This is a genomic window from Oceanirhabdus seepicola, from assembly GCF_023684385.1.
Taxonomy (GTDB): Bacteria; Bacillota; Clostridia; order Clostridiales; family Clostridiaceae; genus Oceanirhabdus; species Oceanirhabdus seepicola.
In genome coordinates this window covers 514,196-533,154 of the sequence record NZ_JAGSOJ010000001.1, presented here as the reverse complement: position 1 = coordinate 533,154, position 18,959 = coordinate 514,196, and the positions used below count along the sequence as shown (strand labels likewise).

18 protein-coding genes are annotated in these 18,959 nt (G+C 30.2%); 11 read left to right on the top strand and 7 right to left on the bottom strand.

Features of this window, described 5'->3' with window-relative positions; translation table 11 throughout:
* Nucleotides 1-159 precede the first annotated feature (159 nt).
* A complete protein-coding gene (locus KDK92_RS02385; protein ID WP_250857438.1) occupies nucleotides 160-909 on the top strand; it encodes a class I SAM-dependent methyltransferase in 750 nt (249 codons plus the stop codon).
* A 201-nt stretch (nucleotides 910-1,110) separates the two neighbouring features.
* Here KDK92_RS02385 and KDK92_RS02380 read toward each other — a convergent pair whose 3' ends face one another.
* A complete protein-coding gene (locus KDK92_RS02380; protein WP_250857437.1) occupies nucleotides 1,111-1,809 on the bottom strand; it encodes a helix-turn-helix domain-containing protein in 699 nt (232 codons plus the stop codon).
* A 117-nt stretch (nucleotides 1,810-1,926) separates the two neighbouring features.
* On the opposite strand from KDK92_RS02380, the gene KDK92_RS02375 reads away from it, so the two are divergent.
* The 4 genes from KDK92_RS02375 (at nucleotide 1,927) to abc-f (ending at nucleotide 6,546) form a co-directional block, all read left to right on the top strand.
* Nucleotides 1,927-2,358 (top strand): DMT family transporter, encoded by a 432-nt coding sequence (locus tag KDK92_RS02375; RefSeq protein WP_250857435.1) that lies wholly within the window; start codon nucleotides 1,927-1,929, stop codon nucleotides 2,356-2,358.
* A gap of 24 nt (nucleotides 2,359-2,382) precedes the next feature.
* Nucleotides 2,383-2,838 (top strand): DMT family transporter, encoded by a 456-nt coding sequence (locus tag KDK92_RS02370; protein ID WP_250857434.1) that lies wholly within the window; start codon nucleotides 2,383-2,385, stop codon nucleotides 2,836-2,838.
* Nucleotides 2,839-3,118: 280 nt separating this feature from the next.
* On the top strand, nucleotides 3,119-3,784 hold the full coding sequence (gene trhA, locus KDK92_RS02365; RefSeq protein ID WP_250857433.1) for a PAQR family membrane homeostasis protein TrhA: 666 nt from the start codon (nucleotides 3,119-3,121) through the stop codon (nucleotides 3,782-3,784).
* An 866-nt stretch (nucleotides 3,785-4,650) separates the two neighbouring features.
* The gene (gene abc-f / locus KDK92_RS02360; RefSeq protein ID WP_250857432.1) at nucleotides 4,651-6,546 is read left to right on the top strand and encodes a ribosomal protection-like ABC-F family protein; all 1,896 of its coding nucleotides are present in this window, start codon (nucleotides 4,651-4,653) and stop codon (nucleotides 6,544-6,546) included.
* Between the two features lie 54 nt (nucleotides 6,547-6,600).
* On the opposite strand, the gene KDK92_RS02355 is transcribed toward abc-f, so the two are convergent.
* Together KDK92_RS02355 and KDK92_RS02350 are read right to left on the bottom strand one after the other, a co-directional pair.
* Nucleotides 6,601-8,058, bottom strand: a complete 1,458-nt coding sequence (locus KDK92_RS02355) for a DUF3887 domain-containing protein (protein WP_250857431.1) — start codon at nucleotides 8,056-8,058, stop codon at nucleotides 6,601-6,603.
* A 163-nt stretch (nucleotides 8,059-8,221) separates the two neighbouring features.
* The gene (locus KDK92_RS02350) at nucleotides 8,222-9,457 is read right to left on the bottom strand and encodes a DEAD/DEAH box helicase (RefSeq protein WP_250857430.1); all 1,236 of its coding nucleotides are present in this window, start codon (nucleotides 9,455-9,457) and stop codon (nucleotides 8,222-8,224) included.
* Between the two features lie 285 nt (nucleotides 9,458-9,742).
* On the opposite strand from KDK92_RS02350, the gene KDK92_RS02345 reads away from it, so the two are divergent.
* The 3 genes from KDK92_RS02345 to KDK92_RS02335 all read left to right on the top strand — a co-directional run bounded on the left by KDK92_RS02345 (nucleotide 9,743) and on the right by KDK92_RS02335 (nucleotide 11,027).
* Nucleotides 9,743-9,940: a cold-shock protein gene (locus KDK92_RS02345; RefSeq protein ID WP_276575860.1), complete on the top strand. Its 198-nt coding sequence runs from the start codon at nucleotides 9,743-9,745 to the stop codon at nucleotides 9,938-9,940.
* A 347-nt stretch (nucleotides 9,941-10,287) separates the two neighbouring features.
* Nucleotides 10,288-10,485, top strand: a complete 198-nt coding sequence (locus KDK92_RS02340; RefSeq protein WP_276575859.1) for a cold-shock protein — start codon at nucleotides 10,288-10,290, stop codon at nucleotides 10,483-10,485.
* Between the two features lie 344 nt (nucleotides 10,486-10,829).
* A complete protein-coding gene (locus KDK92_RS02335) occupies nucleotides 10,830-11,027 on the top strand; it encodes a cold-shock protein (RefSeq protein WP_276575858.1) in 198 nt (65 codons plus the stop codon).
* Between the two features lie 232 nt (nucleotides 11,028-11,259).
* Here the strand turns inward: KDK92_RS02335 and KDK92_RS02330 are convergent, their stop codons facing one another.
* Together KDK92_RS02330 and KDK92_RS02325 are read right to left on the bottom strand one after the other, a co-directional pair.
* Nucleotides 11,260-11,811 carry a hypothetical protein gene (locus KDK92_RS02330; protein WP_250857429.1) on the bottom strand — a complete coding sequence of 184 codons (552 nt, stop codon included), beginning with the start codon at nucleotides 11,809-11,811 and terminating at the stop codon, nucleotides 11,260-11,262.
* A gap of 44 nt (nucleotides 11,812-11,855) precedes the next feature.
* On the bottom strand, nucleotides 11,856-12,854 hold the full coding sequence (locus tag KDK92_RS02325; protein ID WP_250857428.1) for a DUF5050 domain-containing protein: 999 nt from the start codon (nucleotides 12,852-12,854) through the stop codon (nucleotides 11,856-11,858).
* 225 nt (nucleotides 12,855-13,079) lie between these two features.
* Here KDK92_RS02325 and KDK92_RS02320 point away from each other — a divergent pair, with 225 nt between their 5' ends.
* The 3 genes from KDK92_RS02320 to rsgA all read left to right on the top strand — a co-directional run bounded on the left by KDK92_RS02320 (nucleotide 13,080) and on the right by rsgA (nucleotide 16,740).
* Nucleotides 13,080-14,171: a GerAB/ArcD/ProY family transporter gene (locus KDK92_RS02320; protein ID WP_250857426.1), complete on the top strand. Its 1,092-nt coding sequence runs from the start codon at nucleotides 13,080-13,082 to the stop codon at nucleotides 14,169-14,171.
* Nucleotides 14,172-14,442: 271 nt separating this feature from the next.
* Entirely contained in the window at nucleotides 14,443-15,534 is a 1,092-nt protein-coding gene (locus tag KDK92_RS02315; protein WP_250857425.1) for a GerAB/ArcD/ProY family transporter, read from the top strand.
* Between the two features lie 156 nt (nucleotides 15,535-15,690).
* Nucleotides 15,691-16,740, top strand: coding sequence for a ribosome small subunit-dependent GTPase A (rsgA, locus tag KDK92_RS02310; RefSeq protein ID WP_250857424.1), 1,050 nt, complete (start codon nucleotides 15,691-15,693; stop codon nucleotides 16,738-16,740).
* Between the two features lie 269 nt (nucleotides 16,741-17,009).
* Here rsgA and KDK92_RS02305 read toward each other — a convergent pair whose 3' ends face one another.
* Both KDK92_RS02305 and dsdA read right to left on the bottom strand, forming a co-directional pair.
* The gene (locus tag KDK92_RS02305) at nucleotides 17,010-17,213 is read right to left on the bottom strand and encodes a M48 family metalloprotease (protein WP_250857423.1); all 204 of its coding nucleotides are present in this window, start codon (nucleotides 17,211-17,213) and stop codon (nucleotides 17,010-17,012) included.
* Between the two features lie 109 nt (nucleotides 17,214-17,322).
* Nucleotides 17,323-18,681, bottom strand: a complete 1,359-nt coding sequence (gene dsdA, locus KDK92_RS02300) for a D-serine ammonia-lyase (RefSeq protein WP_250857422.1) — start codon at nucleotides 18,679-18,681, stop codon at nucleotides 17,323-17,325.
* Between the last annotated feature and the right edge of the window lie 278 nt (nucleotides 18,682-18,959).

Below are 18,959 nucleotides of genomic sequence, written 5' to 3'. Positions count from 1 at the left end.
TATTTAAGAAATATACATTTGCTAATAGAAAATGATTTATGAATAAAATAATTGAAATGTGTAGCTACAAAAGAATAATCTTTAAAGAATAATTGTATCTTATGTTGTAGTTAGAATTTTTTAGTACAACTTTAATATTATTAATGCCTGGAGGTAGTTATGGAAATTAAAAAACTTATACCTGCTCCTGAGATTAGAAATTGGACTGGACCTTTCGATGATAAGGAATATTATTTTAATTTAGGAAAGCAGCAGTCAGAAAAAATTATTCAGTGGTTATCTGTAAAACCAGACCAAAAAATATTAGATATTGGCTGTGGCTGCGGGAGAATAGCGATTCACTTTTTTAATTATTTAAATAAACAAGGCCAATACATAGGAATAGATAGTAACAAGAAATTACTTTCTTATTGTGCAGATAATATATCTGCAATAAATAATAATTTTCAATTTAAATTTATTGATGCATACAATGGATCATATTCTCGAGATGGGGAATTAAAATGTCAAGATATTATTTTTCCTATAGAAGATGAATCAGTAGATATTGTGATAATGTGGTCTGTATTTACTCATATGTATTTAATAGATATTGATGCATATTTAAAAGAAATTTATAGAGTATTAAAAAAAGGTGGAGTTTTTATATCTTCTTTTAATTTATACAATAAATTTATAAGTAATCAGATTAAAATGGAAAAGGCATATCTAGACATAAAATATAGAATTAATGAGAATTCATATAGTTTAAATAAAGAAACTCCTGAAAAGGGGTTTGCGCATAATGAAGAAATAGTAAAAGAACTCTATTGGAAGAATGAATTTTTAATTAGGGAAATAAAATATGGAATTTGGTCATCAAAAGAACTTGTAGGAGAATTTCATGATTGCATAATTGCTCAAAAATAAAAAAAAGTATACATCTAACATCAAAATGAAAGTGTGATATTTTATGCTTCAAAATATTCTTATTTAATGTACTAAATAAAGCAATTACATATTACACAACAATAGAGTATTAGGTATAATCAAAGAGAAAATTATAGGAAAGGAACATAAAAAAACTTGTACATTCATCTTAAGCATAGGTGAGATGAATGTACAAGTTTTTCATATATAGATGTCTCCAGCAAGTTCAGCAAGTGCTTCATAGTCTTCAACAATAATAGCTTTTCCTAATCTGGATATTATGCCTTTTTCGCAGAGGACGTTTATGGTTCTAGCAAGATGGCGATAACTAGTACCTAAAAGATCCGCAATATCTGATAGCTTTGATGTATGAATATCATTTCTTGTAGTTTTACCCTCATTATGAGAAGATGAGATGGCAATTAAATAGCTGGCAAGTCGATTTTCTAATGGATAAAGAAGGTTGATAGAACTTGAGGCTGATGAGGTTCGGAGTTTTCTTGAAAGACTTTTACAAATCTCATGCCAAAAAACTGAGTCATTACTACAATGTTCTTCTATTATTTTAACAGGAATACATACACAATGTATTTCTTCAATACATTGTAGGTTGCAATCATATAAAGTATTGTTAGCGATTTCTAAGTCTCCAATTAGGGTCAAGGGAGCTCCGAACCTAAGTAAAAGCGATTTCCCGTTTTCGAGAAAAATAGAAATTTTACATTTGCCTTTCACTAGGAACTGAAGATATTCAAGGGTTTCTCCAGTTAAGCATATGAAATCTCCTGTATTGTATTTATGTAATACGAAATGTTCTAGCATATCATTAGAAAAGAATTTATCAATTGAAAATTTATTTACGTATTCTTTAATTAACTGTTTATCATTAATAACATTCATAAAATCACCTAGCCAAAAATATTTTTTAAAAACATGACATATGTCATATTATACACTTTGTTTATATGTTAGTCTAGTGGTACACAAGAGATGACAGGAAAATAAAGGAGGCATTGTATGAAGCAAAAATATTATTCTTATTCCATTATTATTGGTATTATGATTTCCGTTATGATTACTTTTAATGGTATTCTTTCATCAAACTTAGGAAATAGCCAAGCAATATTTTTCATTCATATTATGGGGATAATAACCATTTTAACTTTTATGTTTTTAAAAAAGATAAAGTGGAATTCAATTAAAAACGTGCCTAAATATTTGCTTATACCAGGAATGATAGGTGTTGTAATGGTAACTATAAATAATTTAACAGTGAATAATATCGGACTTTCACTAACGGTTGCTTGTGGGGTATTTGGACAAATGCTTTTTTCATCAATTGTAGATCATTTTGGGTTATTCGGTAATGATGTCTATAAATTTAATAAGAATCAGGTTTTAGGGTATTCAGTTATTGTAATAGGGATATTTCTCATGGTGGTTCTTTAGAGGAAAATGAAAGGGGCGATATAAATGTATATTACTTTAGCAATTATTGCAGGGATATTAACAGTGATATCTGTATCTATAAATGCACAATTAGGTGAAAAAGTTGGTGTTGCACAAGGTGTACTCATAAATTTTGCTTCAGGATTCTTGCTTATTTCTATTGTTCTTGCTCTAGGAATATCCATGAATATTGTAGAGTTTGTCTCACCAAAAGGGGTTCCTGTATACGCATTCTTTGGTGGAGCAGTTGGAGTAGGAGTAACAGGTCTGTGTAATATAGTACTTCCTAAAATACCAGTATTAGTCGCATCAATTTTGATGTTTGTTGGACAATTAGTATGTGGAATAATTATAGATATAGTATTCTATGATACATTTTCATTAGGAAAATGTTTAGGAGGAATATTGATAGCTTTCGGTATATATCTTGTTGCTAAAAAGGATGTTGCCGAGGATAAAAACAAGGTGATAACTTCATAACATAAATATTTTACGTACAAATGACGAAAACTCTGCCCTAACAGAGTGAGACAAAATTAAGTGATTTTTTCCATTATAGAGCAATATAGCGTTGCTCTATTTTCCTGCGTAATTTTATAAGTGGTGACATTGTTTATGGAAAAACATTGAAGAAGTGAAGGCAGAGTGATATCATATAAGAAGATAGTTGACAGTTATATTTGTAGTAATTAGTTTGATATATATAATGAGATTTTTAGGGTATATTTAATGCACAAGTTAATTAAAAGGAGGGGTATTAATGAATAACAATAATCAGAATTTGTTGATTAACAAATACTCATTGAAGGAAGAAATTGCTAATAGTATAACACACGGAATTGGTATTGTTTTAAGTGTGATATGTACAGCAGCATTGCTAGTTTCTGCTTACTGGACAAAAAATATTAGCTCATTTATAGGATTTGCTGTTTATGGGGTTTGTTCAACAACTTCATATGTAACATCTACTCTATATCATGGTTGTAGGATTGAAAAAATTAAGAAAGTACTAAGGGTGATTGATCATTCGGCTATATATTTATTCATTGCAGGAACATATACGCCAATAGCGCTACTAACATTAAATGGATGGCAAAAGTACTTTTTGTTAATAGCAGTATGGATTCTAGCAGGAATTGGAGTAAGTATAACACTATTAAGTAAGAAAGATTTGGAACGATCTAAAAAGATATCTTTATTTTTATATATAGCTATGGGATGGATGGTTGTTTTTGTAATAAAACCACTATTGGATGCAGTAGATTTTAATTTCTTCATATGGTTACTAGCAGGGGGAATATCTTATACAGTAGGAGTTATATTCTATGTAAATAAGAAGATTCCATTTAATCATGCTATATGGCACCTGTTTGTTCTAGGGGGAAGTGTATTTCAGTTTTTAGGAATATTTTTGTATTTAAAATAGAAAAGAACAAAGAGTACAAATAGACTGAGCAGCAAAGCGAGTCGTAGTGACAATGAGATTGTTCTTTTTCAACAGCCTGAGCGCAGTTTAACTGCGTTCTTTTGTTGTGTAAAAACCTTATAAATTGAAAACTATTGAAAATTATATTTAAAGATGGTAAAATAGTAAAAAAGTAATTTCATAAAATATGGTACAGGAGGAGAAGATTATGTATAAATTTTCTTGTGATGTACCAGCTAAGGGCTACGGAATTTGCTCCGAATAATTATTAACAAAATTTAATTCGGTGAGTTTTATACGGAGCTAAATGCCTTTCAAGTAGCCGAGCTGGGAAATCAGCAATTAACAAATAATATAATTGAAGATGTGTAGTTAACCTTTTAAAAAGATATTTTGAGAGGTTTGTTAGGTGTGAGATTATATATCTATTTTTGAAGTTATAATTCAAGGATAAGGTGTTTATTTGTTATGAATTGATTTGTCGAGCTCTATGATCTGCTTTTATAATTATCTAATAAATAGTGAATTTATTATTTAAGGCACTTTGAATAAGTGTTTCTTAAGTGGTTAATTATTTATGTATATTTTAGCTCTGTGACTTTTCATAGAGATTCAAGTTAAACTATTAATTTATACAGGTCTAAAAATCGTAGAATCTTCGATATTTTGAGACATGATAAATTAAGTTTAACTATATGAATCCTATAAATAAAGTTACAGAGCTTTTAATTTACTATTTATATTCAATGATGATGATGATAAAAAAATTGAATGTTATTTGGCTTCGGATGAAAAGTTGCATTCGTGGCTATAAAGCCGCGGATTTCCGTGGCTTTTTTTATTCGAAATATTAGGAGGAGAAAGATATGAGTTTATTAAAATTCAATAATATTCATAAGGAATTTGATGAAAAGAGAGTATTAAGAGGGGCAAATTTAAGTGTTGAGAGAGGTGAACGAGTAGCTCTTATTGGAAGTAATGGGTGTGGTAAAAGTACGTTGTTAAAGATAGCTGTTGGTTATGAAGTAGCTGATGATGGGCAAGTTATAAAAGAAAAAGCAGCAAAGGTCGGATATCTTTCACAGCACATGGAGGAGTTAAAAGGAGACCATAAGAACGCTTTATATTATGAAAAGGCATTCAAGCTTGAGAAAAAAATGAAGGCTTTAGAGAGGGAAATGGAGAGCTGTGCAGAGGAATATGGTTCAGAGTATTATGAAGGACTTATGAAAAAATACTCTGAGATTATGGGAAAATATGAAAGTATAGATGGGTATACGGTACAAAACAAGATTAAAAAAATACTTTTAGGATTAGGATTAAAGGAAGAGGTGCTCTTAATTTCAATAGATAAACTTAGTGGTGGAGAAAAAATGAGAGTTATTCTAGCAAGGATTTTAATAGAAGAACCTGACTTATTGATACTTGATGAGCCAACAAATCATTTGGATATAAAGGTTATAGAGTGGTTAGAGGAATTTTTGAAAAGATTTAATGGGGGAGTATTGATTGTATCTCATGATAGATATTTCTTGGATAGAGTTATAACAAGAATTGCAGAACTAGAAGGAGGAACTATAATTGAGAAGAAATGTTCATATTCCTCTTTCATAGAGCAAAAAAAGATAATGAGAGAATATTACCTAAAGGAGCAGAAAAATACTAAAAAACAAATAAGAGATAAAAAGAAGCAAGTGCAAAACTTGAGGAGTATGAGAAAATTTAAGGCAGCAGAAAGTAAAGAAAAAGAAATTGAAAGATTAAAAGAAAAAATATCTTCTAGTGCTTCAGGTTTAAAGAAAGATGAACACATTAATGAGAAGGTTGGACCTAATTTTAAGTTAAATAATATCAAGAAAGCTAGTAAAGATATTGCATGGGCGAAAAATCTAAGTAAATCATTTGATGGAAACACATTGTTAGAAGATGTGAATTTTCATATTTGTGGAGGAGAGCGAGTTGCAATAATAGGGACTAATGGGTGTGGTAAGACTACTCTTTTAAATATACTTTTAAGGAAGGATACAAATTATGAAGGAGCTATGAGACTAGGGGAGTGGGTCGAATATTGCTACTTAGGACAGCATATATCTTTTGAGGACGAGGAGAGAAGCATACTTGAGGAAATCATGAGTGTAAAGGATATTGATATTAAGCAAGCTAAAGTGTATATTTCAAGATTTCAGTTTTATGGGGATGAAGGAAATGCTAAATTAAAGGTATTGAGTGGGGGAGAGAAGGTTAGAGTGGTACTTGCTAAGATGATGTTGATGAATATTAATTGTTTAATACTTGATGAACCAACGAATCACCTTGATCTTGAATCTAGGGAAGCAGTGGAGAATGCAATTAGATTGTTTAGAGGAACTGTGATATCTGTAGCTCATGATAGATACTATCTTAATAATTGTGTAAATAAAATTATAGAAATAGAAGATAAAAGGGCTACTACCTATAATGGAAATTATGAATTCTATTTGAAAACTAAAAAAGAGGTTCAAAAGGAGAAGAATATTCAACAGATAGATAAACAAAAGAAAACACGGCGTGAGAAGGTAAACAATAAGGTAAAGAGTGAAAAGAAGAAACAGATGGAAATGGAGAATATTGAAAATAATATATTATTACTTGAGGAAAAATTAAAGGTTATGGAAGACGGGTTTTCAGATAGAACAACAAATGAGGAGTATTACGAATATGGCGAGTTATCTAAAGAACTAGAAAAATTATATGAGGTGTGGGAAACGGCATCTGCAGTATAAGTCAACACAATAAAAAAGCTGAAGATTTTTCAGCTTTTTTATTTATAAAATTAATTATTTAAGACTATTTATCCATTCTACAATATCTTTCATAAGTTCAGGAGATACATGTGTTGCAACAGAATAATCTGATGGGGTACTAAGTTCTGTTTTTGAATTGCTTTCCATGAAAAGATGTGTTAAATTACTGTAGGATTTGAATGTAACATCATTTCTATAAGAAAGTATACTTTTCCAAGCTTCAAAATCCTTCATACTCACCTGATAATCCATCTCACCTTGTAGAACAAGAAGAGGTTGAGTGATTGATTTGTACTCATTAGCAGCTATATATCCCTCAAGATCTAGCCAAAAGTCTTTAGGATGAGCTAAAAGGTTTTCAAAAGCATTATCGGATAGATTGCCTGTTTCGAGATTATTTGTTTGTTCTTTCATCATATTCAAAGCCTTTTGTGCTTGCTCGCTTTTATTTAGCTCCAATGAGAGTAAATAATCTAATTGTTCTTTTATAGTTACTGAAAAAGCTCTTGTTGGACCTGCTAGTGATATGAATCCAGCACCTTCAGGTAATTGTTTTGCAATTTTTGGGATTAACCATCCCCCAAGACTGTGGCCTGCAACATAAATTTTACTCTTATCAATTGAAGGATGAGCAGAAAGGTATTTATAAGCTTCTAGAACATCTTCAATAACTAATTCTTGAGCTGTATATGACTCAGGCATAGAATAAACTCTATTACGTTTGTTATATCTCAATACTGCTACTCCTTGTTCTGATAAACCATGAGCAATATCTCTGAAAACTTTATTAGGTCCAATTGTTTCATCCATATCATTAGGACCTGAACCATGAACAAGTATTACAGCTGGTAATTTAGTGGTTCTGTCATCTTTAGGAAGTGTCAATTTACCAGGTAGTTCCCAAGGTGAGGTGCCAATAGTAATTGTAATTTCCTCAATAAGTGGATTTGAATCAGTATCATCCTTAGAAGATTCATCATCTTGAATTGTATTATCAACAACTAGAGCTGTGATTAATCCATCTTTATCAAAAGCGATCAAGAATGGAATATCTTCCTTTTCAAAGTTAACTTTTACGTGATATACTTCTTGCCCGGTAATTTTATCAGGAATGATAGATTCAATGCCTTTTAATTTACTTAAATTATTAAATGATTGTTCAAATAAAGTTACAAACTGTTCTTTAGAAACTTGACTTCTAAATTGTTCAGTAAAAGAGGGATACAACTTATCGTACTCTCTATTATTTATTAGGATGAAAATATCATTTATTTTTATTTCTATTTCTTCTGATACATTATTCTCTAACGTATCATTAGAGGAACTTTCTTTTTCTTCTTTTGGGGAAGTATTTTTATTAGTATTGACATTTTCAACTGCATTAGATGTGTTGTTCTCATTGATAACTGATGATGAGTTTGTACATGCAGATATTGAGGAAACAAAAATAACTAAAAGTAAAATAGTAAAAACCATTTTCGATCTATTCATAATATTACCTCCATGTGAAAAATAATTATACATTATCTATCTGTTATATATATAGTATAACAAGTGGTAAAATGTGTCAATAGAAAAAATGAAAAGATGGTAATAAAAAAAGAGCTAATTCTCAAAATGATTTTTTAAAATCATTTTGAGACAGCTCCTTGGTTTATCTTCTTGAGTTTCTTGAATTTGAAGCAGTTCTTTTTTGTTTAGCCTCTGCATTGATTCTTTTTAATTTTCTAGATAATGGTCTAGTGCTTCTTACTTCAATCTTATTGAATTCTTCTCTAGTATAAGGAAGTGTTCTATGAGGAATAGACATTTTAATGTGCTTTTGAAGTTCATTAAGAAGTGGTAAATCTTTTTGAGCAACAAACATACAAGTGTATCCTTTATGACCAGCTCTACCTGTTCTTCCAATACGATGTATATATCCTTCAGGTTTTTCAGGAATATCATAGTTGTATATATGAGTTACCCCTGAAATATCGAGTCCTCTAGCAGCAACATCAGTCGCTATAAGATATTGAATTTCCGCATTTTTATAGGATTTCATGATTTGTTCACGTTTAGACTGCTTAATGTCACTATGTAGTTTTTGGCAGTTATATCCTCTTGAATATAAAACTTCTTCGAGATCATCAACTCTACGTTTAGTTCTACAGAAGATGATTGCCATGAATGGGTTATCTTCATTTAAAACAGTACAAAGAGCATTTTGCTTAGTTCTATCAGAAACTTCAACAAGTTCTTGTTTAATATTCTCTAAAATAACCTCGTCTTTTTCTATAACAACTAGTGCAGGTTCATTTGTAAATCTATAAGCTAACTTCTTTACTTCTGAACTTATTGTAGCTGAGAAACATAATGTTTGACGTTTCTTAGGGCAAGACTTGACTATTTCTTCTATTTCGTTCTTGAATCCCATTAAAAGCATTTGATCTGCTTCATCAAGTATTAGGGTTTTTAATGATTTAAGATTAATTGTATTTCTTTTTAAGTGGTCAATAAGTCTTCCAGGTGTTGCTATAACAAGAGAAATGTTATTATTAAGTTTATTTACTTGAGAAGAAATATCTTTCCCTCCATATGCAGCTAATATATTAATATCTTTACCTTCACAAAATTTTTCGGCTTCAGATGTTATCTGTATAGCTAGTTCACGTGTAGGTGTAACTATCAACCCTTGTACTGCTTTGTTTTTAGTATCTAGAGTTTGAAAGAAGGGTATTAAGAAAGCTAGTGTTTTTCCTGTACCAGTTTGAGCTTCAGCTATTACATCTTTTCCATTAAGTATTAGAGGGATGCATTCCTCTTGAATAGGTGTAGGTGTCTTAATTCCCTTATTTGCTAAAGCGGAGACAATCTCATCTTTAACTTTTAAATCTTTAAAATTCATCATATTATATACCTTCCATAAAAAAATTCTTTTGTTTGTAATCATGCTATAAATATTGATGTTACTTATATATCATATTATCATAAAGAAGAAAAAAAAACATTAATAATAAAAGTATTGCTTTTTTATAGATTGTAAGCTATTATGATTAAGGTACCTTGTTTCGCAGTAAAAGAATTATTTAGAAAAAATTTAGAATTACGTATAGTATTATACATATCGAAATTTTTATAGATATTCATTTTTACAGAGATTTAAGGAAAAATAAAAATTTCGGAGGTAAGAATTATGACTGGAACAGTTAAATGGTTTAATTCAGAAAAAGGATTTGGATTCATCACTACAGAGGAAGGAAATGACGTATTCGCTCATTTCTCTCAAATCAATAAAGAAGGATACAAATCTTTAGAAGAGGGACAAAAAGTTTCTTTCGAAATCATCGAAGGACAAAAAGGACCTCAAGCTGGAAACATCGAAACTATCTAATTTTAGATTAGTTCTCCCTTATGGGAATTCTAGCAGATTAAACCCTATGCTTTTGGTATAGGGTTTTTTTGTTTTTATAAAATTTTAAATACAAAAGAAATTAATATATATGAACCAATTGATATCAATACATTAAATAAATTAATAGAAAAATCATGAAAAAAATAAAAAAAGGGTTGCTTTTTTATTCATTATGCGATAATATGTAATAAGCACCTTGCTTCGTAGTAAGTGAAGTATTTAGAAAAAATTTAGAATTATATAGATTGTTATACATTTCGAAATTTTTATGGATATTCATTTTTACAAAGATTTAAGGAAAATAAAAATTTCGGAGGTAGAAAATTATGACTGGAACAGTTAAATGGTTTAACGCAGAAAAAGGATTTGGATTCATCACTACAGAGGAAGGAACTGACTTATTCGCTCACTTCTCTCAAATCAATAAAGAAGGATACAAATCTTTAGAAGAGGGACAAAAAGTTTCTTTCGAAGTAATCGAAGGACAAAAAGGACCTCAAGCTGGAAACATCGAAGTAATCTAATTTAGATTAATTCTCCCAAATGAGGGAGTTCTAGTTAAAACCCCAGGCTGTTAGCTTGGGGTTTTATTTTTTTTTATTAATAAATTATCCCATGTAATTAGGCTGAGATCAATACAATATTTACGAGTTCTTTTATTACATATATTAATAATGAAAAAAAATTAAAAAAAGGGTTGCTTTTTTATTGATTATGCGATATCATGATATAGGCACCTTGTTTCGTAGTAAGTGAAGTATTTAGAAAAATTTTAGAATTTTATAGATTGTTATACATTCCGAAATTTTTACAGATATTCATTTTTACAAAGATTTAAGGAAAATAAAAATTTCGGAGGTAGAAAATTATGACTGGTACAGTTAAATGGTTTAACGCAGAAAAAGGATTTGGATTCATCACTACAGAGGAAGGAAATGACGTATTCGCTCACTTCTCTCAAATCCAAAAAGAAGGATACAAATCTTTAGAAGAGGGACAAAAAGTTTCTTTCGAAATCATCGAAGGACAAAAAGGACCTCAAGCTGGAAACATCGAACTTATCTAATTTAGATTAATTCTCCCAAATGAGGGAGTTCTAGTTAAACCCCATGCTATTAGTATGGGGTTTTGTTTTTGTATGAAAGTATATATAATTTTTATTGTTACCTAACTAAAATAGAAGTGAGTTTTAGTTAGGTAACAATAAAAAATGGTAATCTAGTAAAAAAATATTAATAAATATTAATGGTATAGCCTCTAACTGAAAGTTAGAGGCTGAAAATATTTAATTGTTTTGCTTAAGGTTTAGAATTATTTAAGATATATATTGAGAAGGTCTCTTGGGTTTCTGAATTGTAATATACAGATAAAACTATGTCATTATATTTAAAATTGCTATATGCTGAACTGCGATCTTCTTCTATTGGCTCACCAAAAATATTCTTGAAGTCACTAATTTTAGCACCAATTTTTACTCCGTTAAAATCAATTTCCTTATTCTGTGTGAATATCTGCGATACTGAGTCTTGTCCATTTATATCGAACCAAACTCTAATTTCAGCTGCTGAAAACTCAAGACCATCTTCATCTATAGGACTTGGTTCTTCTTCAAGAGTGCTTATAAGTTCTTCTTTATTTAAACCTATCAATTTAAGGTATGTTTCATAGTTATTATCAGAAGTCTGATTCTCTTTATTCTCATCATTTAGATTTTTAGTGTTGTTAGAGTTTTCTTTCTGTTCTACATTTTGATTTTCTGATGATTTTGAATTTGTAGTATTGTTAGCTCCGCATCCTACTAATCCTATAATACATGCAGTTGCTAAAATAATACGTATAGATTTTTTCATAATATCTCTCCTCATAAGTATATTAGTTATTAAAAGTTTTTTATTTAATTTAGTTGGATCCACTTAAAGTCCATAGGTCTTTTGGCGTAGTCATAATATAACCAATTATCAGCTATATTAATTTTATATGCGTAGTCATCTGATATTTTTGTTTTTTCAGTTCCGTCTAAGTTGAGTCTATAAATACCACCGTTGTTTATATTGCTGAAATATATGTAATCATTTGTTATGTTAAGCCACGCTAATGCTTCTTCGTTAAATATTTCTTGTTTATTACTTCCATCTAAGTTCATTTTATAGATTGTATCATTTGATGAATAGTAAATGGCGTTATCAACAATAGTAGTGAAATGGCATTCATCATTTGTAAGTGTAGATTTTTCTGAACCATCAATTTTTACTTTATGAAGACCATTTGAAGAATAATAAATCCATTCCCCATTAATGAAAAATTTACCATGTTCAGCAACATCATCACTTACTTTGAATGTTTCATTATTAGTTATATTAAATTTGTATATTTTCATATCATTCATTTTTTGATAATAAATAAAATCATCAACAACATAAATTTGATTTACTTTCTCTTCATAAATTTGTTTCCTATCAGTTCCATCAGTCTTAATTTTATATATGTAACCATAAGTAGTGTAATATATGTAATCTCCTACTATGTTTATAGAAAGTGAAGCATCATCACATATTTTTGTTTCAGAAGAATTATCTGTTTTCTTTTTGTATAGAGAGTAGTTATTATTCTTTTTTGATATGTAATAAATCCATTCGCTTCCCAAAGCAGCAATTCCGGAATTATTCAAATTGCTAATAGTATTGCCTGTATCTAAGTTGTTTATAGTATCATTTTCCTTTGTATCTTCTTTAAGTTCAGGAGTGTGTAATTTTTCTGAACTATTTTCATTATCCTTAATTTGTATATTAGTATCTTTTGGTGTTGAAGCTTGTTTACTATTTGAATCACAAGCGGTAAAGGAAGCGCAAATACTTGCAGATAGTATAAAAGTGAAAATTTTCTTTGATAACATTAATGTACACCTCACATAAATTATTTAACAAATCTCATGGCCCTTAATGAGTATAATAATTATTTTGAAAGGATAGGTTACGAAAGGGTTAATATTGGTTACAAAATAGTTACTGTATATGTCAGTTTCTTTTTTTATAGGAAATAAGTTATTTGGTTAAACTATTTAATAATAATAATTGATGAAATAATCCTACTGGATTTACTATAATTTTGGAGGGCTGCAATGAATAAAGAAGTTATTTCGGATAGACAAGGGATATCTCTTGTAGTTTTGTTCATTATAGGAACTAATTCAATAATGGCAGCAGGACTCACGGCTGAAGAAGATATATGGATTGCGGTGATTATTGGGATAGTTATGGGTATTCCCATGATGCTTATTTTTGCTAGATTGCACTGTATTTTTGAAAATAAAGACTTATTTGATACAATTGAAATTTGCTTTGGAAAGGTTTTAGGGAAAGTAGTAGTTATAATTCTTACATTATACGCTTTTGAGGCCATAGCATCTATTGTAAGAAATTTTGCTCAATTCCCAGTTGCTGTATCCCTGAACAATTCACCTTTAATTTTGGTAATGGCTATTATTATGATTTTATGTGTCTGGGCAGTGAAAGAGGGGATTGAAGTAATTAGTAAGTGGGCAAGGGTTTTTTTATTAGTATTAATAATCTTAATATTTATGACTTTATTACTATCTTTGAATATAATTAATATAAATTATATTCGTCCTGTATTACGTCATGGGATAAAGCCTGTGTTAAAGGGGGCATATGAAGTATTTATGTTTCCATTTACTCAAACAGTGGTTTTTATCATGGCATTTTCTAGTTTTAAAACAAAAAAATCTTCGTATAAGATATATTTGATGGGATTACTAATTGGTGGATTGGAAGTATTGCTTTTGTCCCTACTTTCAGTGTTAGTTTTAGGGGTAGACACAGCATCTGGATTATTCTATCCTGCTTATGCCATATGGTTAAGAATAAATATTGGAGATATATTTGAAAGAATGGAAATAATTGCAGGGGGTTTATTTACCATTGGAGCGTTTATTAAATTATGTATATTTTTGATGGCTACTTCTAAAGGGGTTTCTAATATACTTGGATTTGATGATTATAAATTAATAGTAGCACCAATTGCATTTTTTGCAGTGATTTTAGCTGGTTTTGAGTTTGACAGTATGATAGATTATTTTGAATTTACTGGTGGACCATGGTATATATATGCTTTTCCTTTACAAGTGGGATTGCCTATTATTATTTGGATTGTAGCTGAAATTAAAAAGAAAAGGATTATAGGTATAGAATAGATATAGTTATTCTGTATCTATTTATAGTATATAGAAAACCACTTGCTATGTAAGAGAGTTCAGAAAAGCTTTAACGATATTAAAGATATAAATAATCTTCTTTGTTAAAATAGATTTCCCTTCAGGTGGAATAAGTATCAAAAGATGTCTTGGGATATTAATTAAGTATTAGGATCTTTTGAAAATATTATTTTAAACAAATAATAGTAATGGTTGATTAATTAATTTGAAAAATAATGGTATTAACTTACTATAATTTTGGAGGACAACAATGAAAAAAGAAGTTATTTCGGATAGACAAGGGATATCCATTATGGTTCTATTTTTAATGGGAACAAGTATAATAAATATATCAGGTCTATCTGCAGGAAAAGATATATGGTTAGCCAATATTATTGCAATAATTATGGCTATTCCAATTATGTTTATTTATGCTAGACTTCAAAGTCTTTTTTTGAACAAAGATTTATTTGATGTAATAGAAATGTGTTTGGGGAAAATTTTGGGAAAGACAATAATTATAGCGCTCACGCTATTTGCTTTTTTTGAAATGCCTTTATCGGTAAGGAACTTCGCTCAGTTTCCTAATATTGTATCCTTAGTTAATACTCCTCAAATTATAGGAACTATAATTTTTATGTGTTTATGTGTATGGATTGTAAAAGCAGGGATTCAAGTAGTGGGTGAATGGGCTAGTTTTTTTGTTAGACTCTTCATAATCATTCCTTTAATTACAATAGCATTAGTGTTAAATATTCTTAATATAGATAATTTTCGTCCTGTACTAAATTATGGTATAAAGCCAGTGTTTAAAGGAGCTTATGAAGTGTTTTTGTTTCCTTTTACTCAAACAATAGCTTTCGTTATGGCATATTCTAATTTTACTCATAAAAAAACGCCCTATAAGTTATATTTGATAGGATTATTAATAGGAGGAATAGAAATATTGGTTTTATCATCAATTGCTGTAATGGTTCTAGGGGTAAACGAAGCCTCTAGATTATATTATCCTAATTACGAGATATGGTTAAGAATAAATATTGGAGATGCATTTCAAAGAACAGAAATAATTCAAGGAGCTATGTTCACTATATGTGCCTTTATAAAAGTAAGTATATTTTTAATGGCTACTTGCAAAGGGATTTCTAAGATATTTAAATTTGACGATTATAAAGTAATAGTAACACCAATTGCATTGCTTATTATTATTCTAGCTTGCTATCAGTTTGATAGCATAATGCACTATAATGAATGGGGTGATAAAGTGTGGTATTCTTATGTTATAATATTTCAAGTGATTTTGCCAATTATTATTTGGATTGTAGCTGAAATTAAAAAGAAAAGGATTATAGGTATAGAATAGATATAGTTATTCTATACCTATTTTATATAAGTGACCTATGATAGAATGATAAATGTAAATATGAGAAAAAACAACTGAAAGGAGCGATGTATTTATGAATAGAAAATTAGAGGTGGCATTATCAAAATAAACTACAAAACTTCTGGAGGTATAGTATTGATAGAAAAAATAAACTTGTTTGAATTAGGATTAAAAAAAGATACTTTGGATTTATTTAATGAAGAGTACAATGGAAATTATTTAGGACGTGTGACACTAGAACACAAGCACACCTATAGAATAATGACTGAGAATGGAGAGGTTCTTGGAAGAGTTTCAGGAAAATTAAATTATGAAGCTAATGGAACGCAGGATTACCCTGCGGTTGGAGATTGGGTAGCTATAGATAGAGATAGTGATAAGCATGGAGAGGCAATCATACACAAGATATTGCCTAGAAAGAGTTCCTTATCTAGAAAAGTAGCTGGTAATAGAGCAGATGAACAGATAATAGCAGCAAATGTTGATACAGTATTTATCTGTATGGCTCTTAACAAAGATTTTAATATAAGAAGGCTTGAAAGGTATATAAGCGTTGTATGGGAAAGTGGAGCTATTCCTAGTATTATATTGACAAAGTCAGATCTCTGTGAGGATATAGATTTAAGCGTTGCTCAAGTAGAAGAAGTAGCAATTGGAATAGAGATTCACGTTGTATGTGCATTAGAAAAAGAAGGTGTTGATGAAATTGCTGAGGTTATAGGCCATAATGATACTGTTACTTTTATAGGATCATCAGGAATTGGTAAATCAACATTGATTAACGCGCTACTAGGGGAAGAAAAGATGTTGGTGAATGATATTAGGGAAAGTGACCATAAAGGAAAGCATACAACAACTCATAGAGAACTTGTTAAGTTAACAGATGGAGGAGTTGTTATTGACACTCCTGGTATGAGAGAGTTACAGATTTATTCAGTTGATTTCGATGCATCATTTAAAGATATAGAGGAGCTTGCTTCAAAGTGTCGTTTCGTAGATTGTAAACACAAAACGGAGCCAAACTGTGCTGTGAAAAGTGCAATCAATGATGGAACATTGAGCAAGGAGAGATTAAAAAGCTATGAAAAGCTAAAACGTGAACTGAAGATAATTGAAAATAAGAAAAAATTAGCTGAGAAAAGAGCAGAAAAAAAGAGTAATTTAAAGAAGCTCAGTAGAAAATAAAAAGCACGCGACGCGTGCTTTTTATGACTTCATTTCGGAATTTTCCTTACAGCTTGGACATTTCACAGTAATATCGCCTAATCCTTTTGGTACACGAATTTTGGAACCGCATTTACTGCAAATAAGGGTATATTTGTCTAAGGTCATACCTTCTCTATTAATAACATCAGTGTACTGGTGGCTAGTAATCCAGTTGTATTGCTCGGAAGCACGCATAACTGACCAAGGATGAGATTTGCTTACAGTACAGAATAACTTAGCAGCTTTGTCTAAAGTGTCGTAATCATATTATTCGAACTCTTTTGCTTGTTTTTGAATTCTTCTAAATTGACTTCAGAGTTATGTGCCAATGGAAGTCCAGCTATCTTCATTGTTGTGGTTACTGGTGCATCTATATTCTGACAAGCGAGCAATCCAGCTCTATCAGCAGTGAATTCTGCCATTCTAGACCAATGAAGAATTGCAACTCTCAAACATTGAGAAAGTAATTTCCCAATTCCTAATGTAGCAGATCCTATTAAATCACCTAGTATTGGAAGTTAGTTCTCCTCATAGATTATTATTTTCAAGGTTAATGCGGTATTAATCTTGTAAAGAGCCTTTTCTGTAGTATTGATACATCTCATTCTTAGGAACCATACTTCCACCTGTGGCCCATGAGATGTGTGTAGCATTTTTTATGGATTTTTCTAAGGAGTTTTTACTGAGGTATTTATAACCTGAATCTATCTTGAAAAGATTTATTGCCCCGGCAATACTTGCTAAAGCAGAAGGTTCTAAATAAATATTTTCACTATCAGCCAATGATTTCAATAAAGTATATAATGTTTCATCTTGAACTGTATAATCACCACTAATCATATGCTCAAGGGTTTTACCTACAAAACCAGAAGCTCTTCCTACTGCAAGTCCGTCAGCATCTGTTATGTTATCAATACCAAAGTCCTGTACACAAACCCTATCGTGTTCTTGTGTCATTAACCCAAGCAACATACAAGGTGAATGAGTTGGTTCTCCAAAGAAACAGTGAACATTATCTTTGAATATTAATTTTAAGCCAAATGCAACTCCACCTGGACCACCACCTACACCACATGGAAGGTAAACGAAAAGAGGGTGATCTTTATCTATGATTATATTAATTTCATCCAATTGTTGTTTTAATCTTGAGGCTGCAACTGCATAGCCTAAGAAAAGTGTTTTAGAGTTTTCATCATCAATAAAATAACATTTCTCATCTGATAAAGCTTGCTTCCGTCCTTCTTCAACAGCTTTACTATAATCAGAATCATATTCTATTACGTTAACCCCTTTACTTTTAAGTAAGTCTTTTTTCCACTGTTTAGCATCAGCTGACATGTGAACAGTAACATTGAATCCAATTTTAGCACTCATTATTCCTATGCTTAATCCCAAATTTCCAGTGGAACCAACAGCGATTGAATACTGAGAGAAAAATTCTCTGAACTCGTTACTATCAAGAACGGAGTAATCATCTTCCAAAGAGAGCTTATTATTCTCTGCTGCTAGTTTTTCGGCATGAGTTAAAACTTCATATATGCCACCTCTGGCCTTAATTGAGCCGGAAATAGGAAGGTGACTATCACATTTTAAAAAGAGATTACCTGGTAAATAAAAGTCATATTGATTTTCAATGAGTTTTTTCATATTGGATATCTCAACTAAAGGAGATTCGATAATTCCTTTAGTTTTCATTGTTTCAGGAAAAACTTTGGAAATATAAGGTGCGAATCTTTCTAATCGATTACGAGCATCTAATACATCTTCTTCAGTTAAAGATAGGTTCTTTGAAGCTTCATTAAAATTAGTAAGCTTAGGGTTAATCCAAAAGACCTCTTCAGTTTTAATCATTTTTCTTAGAAGAGGATATTCCCATAGCCAATTTTGAATGTTTTTACCTAGAATAAGTTCTTTGTTCATTTTCCAAACTCCTTTATATGGGCGTATTCCACTGTATAAAAATAGTTTAACAATTATGAAAAAAAGTGTCAAATACTGAAAAAATATTGATAATAGATAATTGAAGAAGTAAAATGAAATTGGGCTAGGGTTCTGAAGAATAAAATATAGTTTGTCTAAAATTAAAGCATGTTTAAAGATACATGTTTACAAGTTATTAAAACCTTTATAACGAAAATATGGTAGAATAATATAGAATGTATTATGGAAAATTATATACATAAAAGAAAAGGAGAAAC

Bases quoted from the DNA above. Each gene is read 5' to 3' on its own strand.
- KDK92_RS02385 (WP_250857438.1), top strand. From the start codon at position 160: ATGGAAATTAAAAAACTTATACCTGCTCCTGAGATTAGAAATTGGACT.
- KDK92_RS02380 (WP_250857437.1), bottom strand. From the start codon at position 1,809: ATGAATGTTATTAATGATAAACAGTTAATTAAAGAATACGTAAATAAA.
- KDK92_RS02375 (WP_250857435.1), top strand. From the start codon at position 1,927: ATGAAGCAAAAATATTATTCTTATTCCATTATTATTGGTATTATGATT.
- KDK92_RS02370 (WP_250857434.1), top strand. From the start codon at position 2,383: ATGTATATTACTTTAGCAATTATTGCAGGGATATTAACAGTGATATCT.
- trhA (WP_250857433.1), top strand. From the start codon at position 3,119: ATGAATAACAATAATCAGAATTTGTTGATTAACAAATACTCATTGAAG.
- abc-f (WP_250857432.1), top strand. From the start codon at position 4,651: ATGAGTTTATTAAAATTCAATAATATTCATAAGGAATTTGATGAAAAG.
- KDK92_RS02355 (WP_250857431.1), bottom strand. From the start codon at position 8,058: ATGAATAGATCGAAAATGGTTTTTACTATTTTACTTTTAGTTATTTTT.
- KDK92_RS02350 (WP_250857430.1), bottom strand. From the start codon at position 9,457: ATGATGAATTTTAAAGATTTAAAAGTTAAAGATGAGATTGTCTCCGCT.
- KDK92_RS02345 (WP_276575860.1), top strand. From the start codon at position 9,743: ATGACTGGAACAGTTAAATGGTTTAATTCAGAAAAAGGATTTGGATTC.
- KDK92_RS02340 (WP_276575859.1), top strand. From the start codon at position 10,288: ATGACTGGAACAGTTAAATGGTTTAACGCAGAAAAAGGATTTGGATTC.
- KDK92_RS02335 (WP_276575858.1), top strand. From the start codon at position 10,830: ATGACTGGTACAGTTAAATGGTTTAACGCAGAAAAAGGATTTGGATTC.
- KDK92_RS02330 (WP_250857429.1), bottom strand. From the start codon at position 11,811: ATGAAAAAATCTATACGTATTATTTTAGCAACTGCATGTATTATAGGA.
- KDK92_RS02325 (WP_250857428.1), bottom strand. From the start codon at position 12,854: ATGTTATCAAAGAAAATTTTCACTTTTATACTATCTGCAAGTATTTGC.
- KDK92_RS02320 (WP_250857426.1), top strand. From the start codon at position 13,080: ATGAATAAAGAAGTTATTTCGGATAGACAAGGGATATCTCTTGTAGTT.
- KDK92_RS02315 (WP_250857425.1), top strand. From the start codon at position 14,443: ATGAAAAAAGAAGTTATTTCGGATAGACAAGGGATATCCATTATGGTT.
- dsdA (WP_250857422.1), bottom strand. From the start codon at position 18,681: ATGAACAAAGAACTTATTCTAGGTAAAAACATTCAAAATTGGCTATGG.